The sequence below is a fragment of the Bacteroidia bacterium genome, assembly GCA_037045145.1.
In the GTDB taxonomy this organism is placed as follows: Bacteria; Bacteroidota; Bacteroidia; order AKYH767-A; family OLB10; genus OLB10.
The window spans coordinates 1,095,930-1,111,133 of the sequence record JBAOIA010000012.1 but is presented as its reverse complement, the minus strand read 5'-3'; the positions used below and the strand labels follow the sequence as shown (position 1 = coordinate 1,111,133).

At 38.4% G+C, this 15,204-nt stretch carries 14 protein-coding genes; 10 read left to right on the top strand and 4 right to left on the bottom strand.

Annotation, left to right across the window (positions count from 1 at the left end):
* Positions 1-8 precede the first annotated feature (8 nt).
* Complete coding sequence (gene scpB / locus V9G42_14030; protein ID MEI2760543.1) at positions 9-662, top strand: SMC-Scp complex subunit ScpB; 654 nt, start codon at positions 9-11, stop codon at positions 660-662.
* A gap of 87 nt (positions 663-749) precedes the next feature.
* Entirely contained in the window at positions 750-1,526 is a 777-nt protein-coding gene (locus V9G42_14025) for a DUF3108 domain-containing protein (GenBank protein ID MEI2760542.1), read from the top strand.
* Between the two features lie 245 nt (positions 1,527-1,771).
* On the opposite strand, the gene V9G42_14020 is transcribed toward V9G42_14025, so the two are convergent.
* The 3 genes from V9G42_14020 to V9G42_14010 form a co-directional block, all read right to left on the bottom strand.
* A complete protein-coding gene (locus V9G42_14020) occupies positions 1,772-2,329 on the bottom strand; it encodes a hypothetical protein (protein MEI2760541.1) in 558 nt (185 codons plus the stop codon).
* A gap of 110 nt (positions 2,330-2,439) precedes the next feature.
* On the bottom strand, positions 2,440-3,510 hold the full coding sequence (gene pdxA, locus V9G42_14015; GenBank protein ID MEI2760540.1) for a 4-hydroxythreonine-4-phosphate dehydrogenase PdxA: 1,071 nt from the start codon (positions 3,508-3,510) through the stop codon (positions 2,440-2,442).
* A 2-nt stretch (positions 3,511-3,512) separates the two neighbouring features.
* Positions 3,513-4,937, bottom strand: coding sequence for a leucyl aminopeptidase family protein (locus V9G42_14010; GenBank protein ID MEI2760539.1), 1,425 nt, complete (start codon positions 4,935-4,937; stop codon positions 3,513-3,515).
* Between the two features lie 155 nt (positions 4,938-5,092).
* On the opposite strand from V9G42_14010, the gene mqnC reads away from it, so the two are divergent.
* Genes mqnC through V9G42_13995 form a run of 3 tightly spaced genes read left to right on the top strand, consistent with a single transcriptional unit; the run spans position 5,093 to position 9,433 of the window.
* Positions 5,093-6,238 carry a cyclic dehypoxanthinyl futalosine synthase gene (gene mqnC, locus V9G42_14005; protein ID MEI2760538.1) on the top strand — a complete coding sequence of 382 codons (1,146 nt, stop codon included), beginning with the start codon at positions 5,093-5,095 and terminating at the stop codon, positions 6,236-6,238.
* Positions 6,239-6,242: 4 nt separating this feature from the next.
* Positions 6,243-8,837 (top strand): gliding motility-associated C-terminal domain-containing protein, encoded by a 2,595-nt coding sequence (locus V9G42_14000; GenBank protein ID MEI2760537.1) that lies wholly within the window; start codon positions 6,243-6,245, stop codon positions 8,835-8,837.
* Entirely contained in the window at positions 8,837-9,433 is a 597-nt protein-coding gene (locus tag V9G42_13995) for a riboflavin synthase (protein ID MEI2760536.1), read from the top strand. The genes V9G42_14000 and V9G42_13995 overlap by 1 nt, the downstream gene beginning before the upstream one ends.
* Here the strand turns inward: V9G42_13995 and purB are convergent.
* A complete protein-coding gene (gene purB / locus V9G42_13990; protein MEI2760535.1) occupies positions 9,425-10,771 on the bottom strand; it encodes an adenylosuccinate lyase in 1,347 nt (448 codons plus the stop codon). The genes V9G42_13995 and purB overlap by 9 nt on opposite strands.
* Positions 10,772-10,911: 140 nt before the next feature.
* On the opposite strand from purB, the gene deoC reads away from it, so the two are divergent.
* From deoC to V9G42_13965, 5 genes are all read left to right on the top strand, one after another.
* Positions 10,912-11,817 (top strand): deoxyribose-phosphate aldolase, encoded by a 906-nt coding sequence (deoC, locus tag V9G42_13985; protein ID MEI2760534.1) that lies wholly within the window; start codon positions 10,912-10,914, stop codon positions 11,815-11,817.
* Positions 11,818-11,853: 36 nt separating this feature from the next.
* Positions 11,854-12,564, top strand: coding sequence for a UMP kinase (gene pyrH / locus V9G42_13980; protein ID MEI2760533.1), 711 nt, complete (start codon positions 11,854-11,856; stop codon positions 12,562-12,564).
* Between the two features lie 282 nt (positions 12,565-12,846).
* Positions 12,847-14,022 (top strand): ImmA/IrrE family metallo-endopeptidase, encoded by a 1,176-nt coding sequence (locus tag V9G42_13975; protein ID MEI2760532.1) that lies wholly within the window; start codon positions 12,847-12,849, stop codon positions 14,020-14,022.
* On the top strand, positions 14,019-14,576 hold the full coding sequence (locus V9G42_13970) for a DUF4411 family protein (GenBank protein ID MEI2760531.1): 558 nt from the start codon (positions 14,019-14,021) through the stop codon (positions 14,574-14,576). Before V9G42_13975 ends, V9G42_13970 begins: the two co-directional genes overlap by 4 nt.
* Before the next feature lie 257 nt (positions 14,577-14,833).
* Entirely contained in the window at positions 14,834-15,190 is a 357-nt protein-coding gene (locus V9G42_13965; protein ID MEI2760530.1) for a hypothetical protein, read from the top strand.
* Positions 15,191-15,204: the final 14 nt, after the last annotated feature.

Genomic DNA, 15,204 nt, shown 5'->3' with positions numbered 1-15,204 from the left:
GAGTAAAAATGGAGAATCTTAAACAGCATATTGAAGCATTAATTTTCACTTCAGAGCAAAGTATAACTGCTAATGAAATTGCTGCTGCATTAAAAGCAAGTTTCGGATGGGAGCTTTCCAATGAAAATATCAGACAGAATATTTCTGAATTAATCAACAAATACGCAGCAGATGATTATTCTTTTGAATTGGTAGAAATTGCAGGAGGGTTCCGTTTTTTAAGTAAGAAAGAGTATTATGGAGTAGTAAACACCCTGATGCAGATAAACTCTAAAAAACGACTCACCACAGCAGCTTTGGAAACACTTGCAATAGTTGCATACAAACAGCCGGTTTCAAAATCTGAGATTGAAAACATCAGAGGTGTAAACTGTGATTATTCTATACAGAAATTGTTAGAGAAAGACTTAATTACCATACAAGGAAAAGGTGATGGTCCTGGAAAGCCAATTCTTTATGGCATTAGCCGTACGTTCATGGATCATTTTGGGTTGAAATCTGCAAAGGATTTACCAAAGCTAAAAGATGTAATTCTTGATGAAAATGAGATTGGAACACCTGTTGATATGCAGTATGCAGAGAGTGACAATACCGAAGGTGTAAGTATTACTTTAGGCACACAAGAAGACAATAGAGAGAAGTCCGATGACGTTGCAGAATAAATAGTCTTTAATTGAAATTCATTTTTGACGGTGAAAATTTCTGTCCTTGGCTTACAATTTGATTCGGCATTACAAAATGTTTTCAACATGCTATCAATTGCTCTCATATGTTTAATGCAACCAAGTGCCAGCGAAGGACAGGAAAGACTACGCAAGATAGAAAATCAGGCATTTACTTATGGTGAAGTTTTGGAATATCGTGTGCATTACGGAATAATAGATGCAGGCGAAGCAAAACTTGAAGTGATGCCCGATAAAAAAACAATAGGACCTCGGGAGGTCTATCATGTTGTTGGTACTGGACAAACAAAGGGGGCTTTTGACTGGTTTTTTAAAGTGCGCGACCGCTATGAAAGTTTTATTGATGCACAGGCAATTATTCCATGGTTGTTTGTCAGAAGGGTTTATGAGGGTGGATATAAAATCAATCAGGATGTTACTTTTAATCAGGTTAAGAATTTAGCAATAAGCAAGAAGGCAACTATTGCCACACCACAGAATGTTCAGGATTTGATTTCTGCATTTTATTATGCACGCACAATTGACTTCAGCAATGTTCAGCCCGGTGAAATATTTGCTGTTGATGCCTATTTGGATGATGCCATTATTCCTGTAAAATTCAAGTTTGTGGGGAAAGAAAATATAAGTACTAAGTTTGGCACTTTTCGCTGTTTGAAGTTTCATCCACAGTTGTTGGAAGGCCGTGTGTTTAAGAACAAAGAAGACATGACACTTTGGGTAAGTGACGATGAAAATAAAATACCTATTCGTGCCGAAGCAAAGATATTGGTAGGGTCTGTAAAAATGGATATTAAAGGTTTTTCCGGACTTGCCAATGAGCCATTATCGTTGTTAAAAAAATAGCGAGGTAATCACTGACCAAAGACAGAGTTAAGTTTGTTCATGGATTTATATGGTGAAATGCGTTGATGATTAGAAAATGTGTTGGAAGTTTCGAAAATCTAAATTCAGTAGATTTTTTCACATTTTACCCTTATCCCAAATGTAAAAATGTAGTGTTACTGAGGTGAAAAAATAAATTAATGTTGCACCTGAATTGGGTGATTTATACAGGAATTTTTGTTTGGTGCAGATATTTTATTTGTATGTCAGTGCATACAACCCAAATAAATGTCTGCTTTGATTTTAAATACTTTTTCCTCTGTTTTATGTAATACAGTCAATGCACTATCGGCACTTTTCTCGTTTTCATATATGCCTGTTATTAGAGCAATAGTCTTGTCACCGGCCTTCTTTTGGTAAAAATCCAAATATTCTAAACTTAGATTTTCTGACGGGAAGCGTCTTGGAAAATAGTCTCCTGCATACAACTCATCTTCATCATCATCTGGCAAGGCAATAAGATTTTTTGTTTTGTTGTAAAATCGTCCCATAGTGTCAATAGGGATATTTAGTTGTCCATTTAGGTCAAACATTTTTTTGTGAAGAAAATAATAGTCAGTACTTGTGTCGGCAACGACTACGAAAAATGTTGCATAGTCATTGTCAGTCGTGTCTTCCATCTCACTTTTATTTGTTGAAACTATTGCGGATACGGAAGATGTGTCAACTTTGTTTGATTGAATATCGCTTCTATGGTTGTCAGAGGTAGCTGCTCCACAAGCAGATAAAATAACTGTCGCAAAAATGAAAATGTAATGTTTCATAAATTTATACATCATTACAGTCAATCAGATAACTGTCAGGATTAAAACTATTTATTACATCAAAAGTAAAAAGAAAATCAATCAGGTTGTGGTGCTTGGCTTTTTATGAATTACCTATCAGCCGACATACGCGAAAATTTCAGAGGATTAGCAGTAATCTCTTTTGTGATTTGTCTTTGTTTTGCAATATCGCAGGCAAGATATACCGCTTCGCGGAATGAATCTTCTGAAGCTTGATTTTTTCCGGCCAGATCGTAGGCAGTGCCATGGTCGGGCGATGTGCGGATTATTGGCAGACCGGCAGTGTAGTTGACTCCTGTTGAAAAAGCCAATGCTTTGAAAGGCACCAACCCTTGATCGTGATAGATGGCCATGATAGCATCAAAACTTTTAAATCGTGAAGATCCAAAAAATCCATCGGCAGGGTAGGGGCCGAATGCACCAATTCCGGCATTGTACATTTCGGTTATGGCAGGAGTGATAATTTCCTGTTCTTCTTTTCCCATTAAACCATTGTCACCTGCATGAGGGTTTAGTGCAAGAATGGCAATGCGTGGCTTTTGCAGCCCGAAGTCACTACGAAGCGACTGATAAACCAATTTTGTTTTTGCAATAACTTTTTCTTTGGTAAGTTGTGCTGGAACATCTTTTATAGCTACATGACCTGTAATGAGTCCAACACGTAATTTGTCGCTCACCATGAGCATAACGTGTTCGGCATTGCCGCAGAGTTTTGCAAAATATTCTGTATGTCCCTTGAAAGGAAATGCTTCGCTGTGAATGGTACTTTTATCAATAGGTGCTGTAACTATGGCATCAATTTTTTTATCGAGTACATCTTTGCCTGCTGCCTCGAGCGATTTGAGTGCGTAGGAGCCTGCAATGGCAGAAGTCTTGCCCAGTTCAACTTTTACATCTTCTTCCCAGCAGTTGATGACATTATTTTTTTTGTGACTTGCTTCTTCGGCAGTGCGAATAATATTAAAATTAAATTCCTGCTGATGCAGTGATTTTCTGTGGTAAGAAATAACTTTTGAAGAGCCATAGATGATAGGGGTACACACAGAAAGCATTCTGCTGTCGGAAAAAGTTTTAATGATGACTTCTATTCCAACACCATTCAAGTCGCCAATGGTAATTCCTATTTTAGGTTTTATTTCATTTTCAATTATTGTTGACATAATCAGATTTTGTTTTTTAAAAATTCAGTAATCAAACGTACCCCAAATCCGGTTCCGCCTTTACCACGATAAGAGTCTTCAGCATGAACAAATGCAGTTCCTGCAATATCGAAATGCATATAGGGATAATCAATAAAGTGTTCAAGAAATTTTGCAGCAGTTATCATTCCTGCAGCAGGACCGCCTACGTTTTTAATATCGGCTACATCAGATTTTATGAGTTCGCCATACTCTTCCCACATTGGAAATTCTACAACACGTTCATAAACATGTGCTGCGCTTTTCTTTAATGCATTGTTTTGATTCTGGTCAGCAGTTGTTAAAAAAGCACATGCATATTTTCCTAATGCACTTGATGCCGCTCCTGTTAATGTAGAAAACTCCATGACCAAAGCAGGGTGATATTTTTTTGCATGATGCAGTGCATCGGCAAGAATCATTCTACCTTCTGCATCAGTATTTAATACTTCTACAGTTTTTCCACTGTACATCTTTATTACATCTCCCGGAACATAAGCGTTTTCACCCGGGCGGTTGTCGGTGGCAGGAATTAAGGCTACTACATGCAAAGGAATTTTTGCTTTTGCCAGTGCATAGATGGCGCATCCTACTGCTGCAGCACCACCCATATCGCACTTCATATAATCCATGCTGTTGGCAGTTGGTTTCAGGCTCAATCCTCCTGTATCATATACAACACCTTTGCCTACCAAAACAAATGGCTTTTTGTTTTTATGTCCTGCAGGTTTGTATTCCATAATGGTAAAGGTGGGCGGGTCCTGGCTGCCTTTGTTTACTGCAAGCAAACCTCCCATGCCTGTTTTTTCAATATCTTTTTTGTTGAGCACGGTAACTTTAATACCTGCCTGCTTTCCCAACTTAACCATTTCGTTTGATAGTTGTGTTGCCGTAAGATAATTGACAGGTTCATTTACCAAATCGCGGGCTTTGCAGGTAGCCTCAACAATAGTATTTAACCATAATAAATCTTTGTCGGTTAATTTGTTTGAATGTAAAGCAATTATTTCAAGGCTGTTATTATCGCCAGAAGTTTTATATTTCCTAAACTGATAGTTGGTTAAGGCAAGCCCTTCTGTAAAACACAATGCTTCCTGACGTAAACCGCGTGCTTCTATCAACACACTTTTTGCTTTTGTTTTATTCAACAATGCCGTAACCTGATGACCCGCCTTGCGGCATGATTCCATGTATAACGACTGATCTTTTGATTTATTCTCGAGCAAACAGACATAGACCATGCGGTCATACTGATTTACTGCAACCAAATTTTTTTTATTTTTCAACTCATCTTTTACATACTTCAACTCATCGGTTGAAAAAACTGAAGCATCAAATTTTGTGGCTGATGTGGTGAGAATTACTAATGAATAGTCGAGGTTATTGTCGGCCAGTTTGTTTTTAATCATATCTTTTAAGTAATGTTAATTAAAATGACAGAATCATCTTCTCATCTGCCATAAATTTCTATAAATTTACGCATTGAAAAGAAAGACGTTTGCGGCCGTGAAATTATAAAAACAAATCACACCGTTTGCTGTTGATTAAAGTGAATTCTTAAAGTATGAATGTAGAAAGTTTACTGAGTCGTGCATTGGATTTTGAATTTTTGAGTGTTGAGGAGGGGATATACCTTTTTCATCATGCGCCATTAACCGACCTGATGTTTATAGCTAATGAGTTAAGAAAAAAACAGAAACCTGAAAATATTTCTGCAACAGGAGAAGAACTTGTAACCTGGATGATTGATCGCAATGTAAATACTACCAACGTATGTATTGCCAACTGTAAGTTTTGTAATTTTTTCCGAGTGCCGGGACATAAGGAAGCCTACATCACCAGTATGGAAGAATATAAGGTTAAGATAGAAGAGATGTTTCGTTATGGAGGAGATCAGTTGTTGTTACAAGGAGGTCATCATCCGGAGTTAGGTTTGTCATTTTACACCAAAATTTTCAGTGAGTTAAAGAAACTTTATCCGCAGGTGAAACTGCATGCACTTGGTCCACCGGAGGTGGCACATATCACCAAGCTGGAAGGAATGACGCATACAGAGGTGCTTAAAGCCTTAAAAGATTCCGGACTTGATACATTGCCCGGTGCAGGAGCAGAAATTTTAAGTGACAGGGTGCGCAGGATGATTTCAAAAGGAAAATGTACTGGACGCGAATGGCTTGATGTGATGCGTGCAGCACATCAATTAAACATTACCACATCTGCAACAATGATGTTTGGTCATATTGAAACTTTGCAGGAGCGATTCGAACATTTAGTCATGCTCCGACAGGTGCAGTCTGAAAAACCTGCACATGCAAAAGGTTTTCTTGCATTTATTGCATGGCCATTTCAGGATGAGAATACAATTTTAAAGAGAGTAAAGGGCATTCGTAATAAAGTTACTTCCGAAGAGTTTATAAGGATGACTGCATTGAGCAGAATTATGTTGCCAAACATCAAAAACATACAGGCATCGTGGCTCACTGTTGGCAAGCAAACGGCACAAGTGGCATTGCATGCAGGAGCCAACGATTTTGGTTCTATTATGATTGAAGAAAATGTGGTGAGTGTTGCCGGTGCACCACATCGTTTTACATCGCAAGGCATTCAGGATGCTATTCGTGAGGCAGGATTTATTCCACAATTAAGGTCACAACAATATCAGTTCAGAGAAATACCTGAAATGATGGAGCAACAGGTTATCAACTACTGAGTGTATGAAGAAAATTTTAATCTTTTTCTTACTGCTTTTCGGTATGCAAATAGAAGCATGGGCAACACACAATCGTGCAGGTGAAATAACTTTCAATCAGATTTCACTGCTTACTTACAGAGTACAAATTGTTACCTACACCAAAACGAGCAGCCCGGCCGACAGGCCAATGCTTGAAATGAATTGGGGTGACGGCACACAGGATTCTTTGCCACGAATAAGTAAAACTACTGTGGGCATTGACATCAGCAGAAATTATTATGAAGGTGTTCACACTTTTCCCGGACCTGCTGTTTATACGGTGTTCTTTGAAGACCCTAACCGCAACGGAGGTGTTGCAAATATTCCGGGTTCTGTAAATATTCCTTTTTATGTAGAATCACAAATTGTGATTAACCCTGTGTTAGGTTATAATAATTCTCCGGTATTGTTACAACCGCCAATTGACAATGGAGCAATTGGAAAAATATTTATTCATAATGCCAATGCTTATGATCCGGATGGGGATAGCTTATCGTATGAACTTATAAAATGCAAAGGCATCAATGGGCTTGATATTCCCGGATATTTTTATCCTGCTGCAAGCACATCATTTACTTTAGATGCTGTTACCGGAGATTTAATTTGGGATACACCAACCCTTCAGGGTGAGTTTAATGTGGCATTCTTAATTCGTGAATGGCGCAATGGCGTAAACATTGGTTATGTTGAACGCGATATGCAGATTGATATTGTAGTTACACCGGATAATCCTCCTGTCATAAATGCATTGAATGACCTTTGTGTAACAGCTGGAACATTAATTTCTCAGAATGTAACAGCCACCGATCCTGATGTTGGAAATTTAATAACCCTATCGGCAACAGGTAGTCCGTTAGACACCGGCTTCACACCCATAAGCCCGGCAGTTTTTCCTGTAGTGACAGATACCAATTCTGTTACGGGAACTTTTATCTGGCAGACAGAATGTGCACACGTTCGCAAGGCACCCTATCAGGTTTTATTTAAGGCACAGGATAATGTTAGTCAGATAAATCTTGTTGACCTGAAAAGGATGAATATAACAGTTGTTGCACCGGCACCACAAAATCTAACAGCAACACCTGTGCAAAATGCAATTCATCTTACGTGGGATCAGTCGGTGTGTTTTAATGCTGAAGGTTATCGTATTTACAGACGAAATGGCTTTTTTGGATATGTGCCCTCCATTTGTCAGACAGGAGTGCCGGCATTTACAGGATATACTTATCTGGCAACGGTGCAGGGATTGGCGAATAACACATTTGTTGACGATAACAATGGTGGAGGACTTATACCCGGAAACGATTACTGCTACATGGTGATAGCTTATTTTAATGATGGAGCAGAGAGCTATGCCTCAAACGAAGCTTGTGCTAAAATTGTTCAATCACTGCCTATTATGACCAATGTAAGTGTAACTGCTACAGATGTTGCCAATGGAACAATGTATGTAGCGTGGTCGAAGCCTAAAGAAATTGACAGCATTCAAACTCCGGGGCCTTTTGAGTACCGCTTATTACGAGGACAAGGTTTTTCACCATCATCGTTTACCACTGTTTCAACCTTCAGCAATCTTAACGATACCACCTTTAACGATGTTGCATTGAATACTGCTGACAATGCATGGACTTACAAAGTAGAATTTCATAACCTTACAGCCGGAAATACATTTAAAATAGGTGAGTCACTTGCCGCTTCAAGTGTTTATTTGACAACCACATCAACAGACAATGCAATTCAATTGTCATGGCAGGCATCAGTACCCTGGACAAACAATGCAACTGTTGTTTACCGGAAAAATGCAGGTGGCACTTTCTCGGTTATTGATACTGTTTCAGGAAATACATTTAACGATGCAGGCCTGGCAAACGATACGTTGTTTTGCTACAAGGTTGAAACTATTGGCAGCTACTCATCACCTGGTTTTGTTTCTCCTATTCTGAATTTTTCACAGGAGAATTGTACAACACCTAAGGACAATGTTAGTCCATGCAATATCAGCAGTGCAACAATATCAAGTTCATGTCTGAATAATGAAGTGATTTTAACATGGCAAAAGCCGGATAGCTCCTGTGGTGATGATGTGATATCTTATGAATTGTATTATGCACCTTCAAAGAATGTTACGCCTTATTTGATTGCCTCTTTGGATGGCATCAATCAAAGTACATACATACGTAATGTTCCTGACAGCACAAGCGGTTGTTATTATTTTATGACTGTTGATTCAGTGGGAAATAAGAGCAGCTTAAGCGAACCTTATTGTGCGGAGACATGCCCTGTTTATACATTACCCAATGTGTTTACTCCCGATAATGATGGTAAGAACGATTTGTTTGTTCCGTTTCCTTATCGTTACGTTGACCACATTGAACTCACCATTTACAATCGTTGGGGAAGTAAAGTTTTTGAAACACATGATAAGGATATTTTGTGGAAAGGAACCAAAGATAATGGCTCAACACGACTGAGTGATGGAGTATATTACTACGTTGGAAAAGTGTATGAAATTTTCATTGATGGCATAAAGCCACGTACTCTCAAAGGTGCCGTTAACCTGATAGGAGGTGCCAAATAATGTTTACCGGAATTATTGAAACCATTGGCATTGTAAAGAAAATAGAGCGTGAAGGCAGTAACCGTCATTTTACCATAGCATGTTCTTTTGCTTCTGATTTAAAAATAGATCAAAGTGTTGCACACAATGGTGTTTGTCTTACTGTCGTAAAAATTAATCCTGAAAATGGAACTTATAAGGTTACTGCTGTTGATGAAACATTGCGCCAAACAAACCTTGTTGATTTGGTCGAAGGCGATGAAGTAAATCTTGAAAGAGGCATGTTGTTGAATACACGTTTAGATGGGCATATTGTTCAAGGACATGTTGACGGCACTGCTGTTTGCACTTCAATAACCAATGAAAACGGCAGTTGGAAATTTGTTTTTGAAAATGATGGCTCAGCATTTAATTTAATTGTTCGAAAAGGATCTGTAACGGTTAATGGTGTCAGCCTTACTATAGTGGAGGCCGATGATTATTCGTTTTCTGTTGCCATTATTCCTTACACCATGCTGCATACCACTTTCAGAAATTTAAAACAAGGTCACTCTGTCAATATTGAGTTTGATATTATTGGAAAGTATGTTGCAAGGCTGATGCAAAAATCAGTTTGATAAATTTACTCCCGTATAATTTTCCGGTGTAATATTCAATAATTCAGCTTTTACAGCATCGCCAACCTGAAGTGTGCCAATAAACTGATGAATATCCTGCAATGTGATGTTTTCTTTCCCACGTGTAAGATCCTTTAATACTTCATAAGGATTAGGGTAGCCTTCACGTCTTAGAATAGTTTGTAATGCTTCAGCAATAACAACTGCATGACGATTAAGATCAGCAGAAATTACCTGAGTATTTGGAATGATTTTATTTAAACCTTTTAGTAAAGATTTCAGTGCAATGAGTGTGTGAGCAAAAGGAACACCTGTGTTTCTCAATACGGTGCTGTCAGTCAAGTCACGTTGAAGTCGTGATACGGGAAGTTTAGCTGACAGATGTTCAAACAAAGCATTGGCAATACCAAGATTACCTTCCGCATTTTCAAAGTCTATCGGGTTTACTTTATGTGGCATTGCAGAAGAACCAATCTCACCGGCTTTGACGGTTTGCGAAAAATAGTTCATACTGATGTAGCTCCATACGTCACGGCATAAATCCAATAAAATATTGTTGATGCGTTTTAGATTGTCAAATAAGGCAGCAAGATTGTCATAAGGTTCAATTTGCGTAGTGTAGGCAGTACGTGTTAGTCCTAGAGAGTTCACAAAGTCATCAGCAAAAGTAATCCAGTCAACGGTAGGATAAGCTACTGCATGAGCATTGAAGTTTCCTGTAGCTCCACCAAATTTTGCACTATGAGGTATTGACTTGAGCATTTCTAACTGTGAGCGAAGCCTTTCGCTAAAAACTTTCATTTCTTTTCCCAAGCGCGTTGGGCTGGCAGGTTGCCCATGTGTATGAGCCAGCAGGCTAATGTTTTTCCATTCCTGTGCCTGACTTTCAATTTTGTTTATCACATCTGTTAATGCCGGTAGCATTACTTCGGCAATGCCATGACGGACGAGCATTGGTGTTGCTGTGTTATTGATATCTTGCGAAGTAAGCCCAAAGTGAACAAACTCTTTTGCTTTTTGCAGTCCTAATGCCTCTAATTTTTCTTTTACAAAATATTCAACAGCTTTTACATCATGATTGGTAGTTTTTTCTGTTTGCTTAATCTGTTCTGTATCGGCAGGTGTAAACTGTCGGTAGATGCTGCGCAGTGCATCAAATTTTCCAGCGTCAATTTGAAGTTGTGGCAGTTGCAGCTGTGACAGTGCAATAAGATATTTTACTTCTACCTTAACACGTTCGCGGATGAGGGCATATTCAGAAAAATATTCTCTCAGCGGACTACAAACAGCGGCATAGCGACCGTCAACAGGCGAAACAGCAAAAAGGGCATCGGACATAGCATAATATTTGGTGAGACAAAGGTAGATTTTAAAAATTAAATGCTGATTGTGATTTGGATTATATCCTATGACATTAAATTTTACTGCAATTGATATGGAATGTTTATTTTAGCTCTCTGAAATTTTATCTTATCAGCATGGCAAAAGTAGATTTACGTTTTCTCAACCACCTGCCACCGGTAGATCAGGTTGGTGTTGAAGAGCGTGTGGCCCGTCTAAACAAACGCAGCATCAAGAACGAATCGAAGATGGAAGCATTGAAGTTAGCCATTTCCATGATGGATTTGACTACGCTTGATGCTAAAGATACACCCGGAAAAGTGAGACAACTGTGTGCCAAGGCCATCCGGCCACATGAAATGGAAGGCATCCCTTCTGCAGCAGCAGTATGTGTATATGCAAACCTTGTGTCGGTAGCCAAACAGGCATTGGAAGGCACAAAGGTTAAAGTTGCTGCTGTGTCAACGGCTTTTCCAAGCGGCATGAGTAATAGAAAATTCAAGTTAGACGAAACACGCTATGCTGTTGCCGAAGGTGCCGATGAAATTGACATGGTTATTTCAAGAGGAGAATTTTTGAGAGGAGAGTATAACTTTGTGTTTGACGAAATAGCTGCTGTGAAAGAAGCCTGCGGTAAAGCTCATTTGAAAGTTATTTTAGAAACAGGCGAACTCTCCACTTTGGATAATGTAAGGAAGGCAAGTGAATTGTCAATTGCAGCAGGTGCCGATTTTATTAAAACATCTACAGGAAAAGTACAACCTGCAGCCACACTGCCTGTAACCTTGGTGATGCTTGAATGTATTCGCGATTACTATTACAGAACAGGAATAAAAATAGGTATGAAGCCTGCCGGGGGTATTGCCACTGCTAAGCTGGCACTACAATATTTAGTGATGGTTAGAGAAACGCTGGGGCAGGATTGGCTGAATGCAGATATGTTCAGGTTTGGTGCAAGCTCTTTAGCCAACGATTTGCTTATGCAGATATTAAAACAAATTACTGGAGTGTATCAAAGTGCCGATTATTTTTCGAAAGATTAAAAAGAAAAAGTTTATAGAAAATAACAAACAGCTGATATGAAATATAAAAGAATATTATTGAAACTTAGTGGTGAAGCACTGATGGGAGAGAAAAATTTTGGGATAGACAACAACAGACTTACCCAATATGCGGAGGAAATAAAAACTATTGTTGACAAAGGTGTTCAGGTTGCCATAGTAATAGGAGGAGGTAATATTTTCAGAGGGTTGCAGGCAGCAGAAGGTGGCATGGACAGGGTGCAGGGCGATTACATGGGTATGCTTGCTACTGTCATTAACAGTATGGCTTTGCAGGGTGCATTAGAACATAAAGGCATAAACACACGTTTGCAATCGGCCATTACTATGGATGCTATCTGCGAGCCTTTTATCAGAAGAAGAGCAGTGCGCCACCTTGAAAAAAACAGAGTAGTGATTTTTGGTGCCGGAACAGGTAATCCGTATTTTACTACCGATACAGCAGCTTCATTGCGAGCCATAGAAGTGGAGGCTGATGTAATTTTAAAAGGAACCAGAGTGGATGGCATCTATACTTCCGACCCTGAAAAAAACAGTGATGCTGTACGCTTTGAACATCTAACCTTTGATGATGTTTACGAAAAAGATTTGAAGGTAATGGATATGACAGCCTTTACCTTGTGTCATGAAAACAAATTGCCGATTATAGTTTTTGATATGAACACTCCCGGTAACCTGTTGCGTTTGGTAGAAGGCAACCATGTAGGCACGTTGGTGGATGTAGAGTAGGCTTAAAGTAATTTTTATTTCAGTGAAATGCAGATTAAAACATATTGACAGTTCTCAAGTCATTTGTTGGATTAATTCTAAAATTCCACCTTTTTTTAAAACCCACGCATCCTCGCCCCTTACGCACGTTCTTGACTTCAGACGAGGACGAGAGGGGTTACTTTAAAACCTTTGGGGAACTCTGGATTCCAAGGTAATCAAGAAGTTATCTGAAAATTTGAAAAATATGGACAGAACCAGAGTGAAATTAAATAAGTTTGCAAGCTCAAATAAGGCACTTTCTTGACAACCATAAATATAAATCCTGAACGAATAAATCACTTGCTCAAACTCTATAAGTTAGGCAAGAAGGAATTTCTTTCGCTTGTTAGTGAGGGCTTGAAAAAGCAATTCACAGAAGAAGAAGTTTTCAGAAGCGAAATGAAAGCGAGTTTGCTCAAAAAGATTGACAAAGTTTTCGGCAAAGGATTGAACTACTACATTGACCCGAAACAACTTCGTGAAGCAAAAGAAGAAAGTATTTTTTTTAGAAAAGATAAATTCAATGCTGACCTGAATCTTGCTTCAAAGAAAATTGTGAATCAATTTGAAGAAGAAAAAATTTCTCTTTCGGCACTTTCAAAACTTTCTGACCTTACAAGAGACAGAGTGTTGCCCGTTTACACGGTGAGCAACAAACCAAAAGAAGTTGCAACGGAAATGAGGAAAAAAATTTATCCGGAATTTAACTACAAGAAAAGAGAGTTTCTTAAGTCACTAATTGCAAAGTTTGCTGAACACAACATTTTGGTTTTTGAGTTTGTAGAAAACTGGAACAAAAAAGAGAAAGTAAATATCAACGGCTTTTATCTCAAACCTGACACCATTGTTCTTAAGCGAAATCAAAAATCTTTTAGCCGAGAAATTTTCACACTGGTTCATGAGTTAGGACATTATCTTTTGAACGAAGAAGAAATTGATGAACGCATCAATGAAGACACACCTGATTATAATTCATTGAGCAGAATTGAAAAATGGTGCAATGACTTTGCATATTTCTTTTTAGTTGGGGAGTTGGACAAAACTTTGGCAGCATTGCCAACAGCGACTGCACACAACGATTTTCATCAAGACATTTTGGATGAGATTGCAATGGCAACAAACCTTAGTGTGTTTGCACTTTACACACGATTGCTGATTACAGAAAAAATTTCCTTGGGTAATTACAGAAAGCGATGCAATGAAATTTCAGAAAGTATTAGTGAACGAGAAGCAGAAGAACAACGCAAGCATGAGTTGGAGAAATTGAAAGCATTGGAAGAAGGAAGAACAATTGGCGGAGCAGCGGCAAAGCCGCTTCTATCCCCATTGTATGTAAACGCAATTCAGTCGGCATTTTACGAAGGAGTAATTACCGAAGCGGAGTTTTGCAAAAGGTTAAACATTAAAGCCGACAGGATTGATTATTATCTCAAATGAGAGCAGCAATAGACACAACTTCACTTGTTTCATTTGTTCGCTATTATCTACCATTTGATAAAGCAGATAAACTGAAAAAACTTCTTGAAAAGAAATTCAATTCAGGAGAAGTGATTGTGTTGGACAAAGTGTTTGAGGAATCGGGCAGAGTTGCTAAAGGAATTGTAACGGAGAAACTGGACTTTCTTGATGACAAAAAAAAATTGGTGAAAACTGATATGATTCTACCTGAGCAAAAGTTTTTCAACATCCTTGAAAACCAGTTATGCTATGGCTCACAGAAAAATAAACTTACTGATGTTCAATTTGAAATTGAACAGAAAAGATATTTGAATTCTGCTGATGCTAAATTGATTTTGTTTTGTGAGAAGGATAAAAATAATTTGGGATTGGATAAACCTATTTTGGTTACAGAAGAATCGCGGAGTGAGAATGACGGCAAACTTTTTAAGAAGTTGCCAGAGATATGTTCCATTCTAAACATAGAGCATTGTAATCTACCCACCTTGCTCAAAGACCACTTCCAAATTAATCTGAGTGATTACTTGAAATAAATGCCCCCCCCTCGTCCTCGTCTGAAGGGTAGCGTTGTGTGCGAGAGACGAGGATGTGATTAACACCTTTTATAGAGCCCCGCACATCCTCGTCCCTTATGCACGACTTGACTTTAGACGAGGACGAGAGGGGGACAATTGGAAAAAGATTGATGGGAAATAATTGTAGAAAAATATTGATTTAATCTAAAATTATCATACTTTTAGTCCTTGATTTTCCTGTATAACTCAATGGGCGAAAACTAAACTAAAAAAGTATGATAAAGAAACTACTTACAACCTTCCTTTTATTATTTAATGGATTACTATTTGCGGGAAATGACGGTAATCAGGAATTAATTCTCCGTATAAATGAACTTTCAAATCAGAAAAGACATGCGCAGATAGACAATATCTTAAGTACAACAGAAGGCATTGTTTCAAAGGAATATTGTTATTCGCTGAATTGTGTTATGCTAATAATCAATTCTACTGAATATAACAGCAGAGAAGTTCTATTGAATAAACTAAAGAATGAAGGTTTCACATTTACAGAGCGCAATGGTGTCACTATTTCGAGAGTGAAACAAGCTTGCAAGGATTCAAACAACAGCGATATGATAAAGAATCAATAATTGATTATGACGTA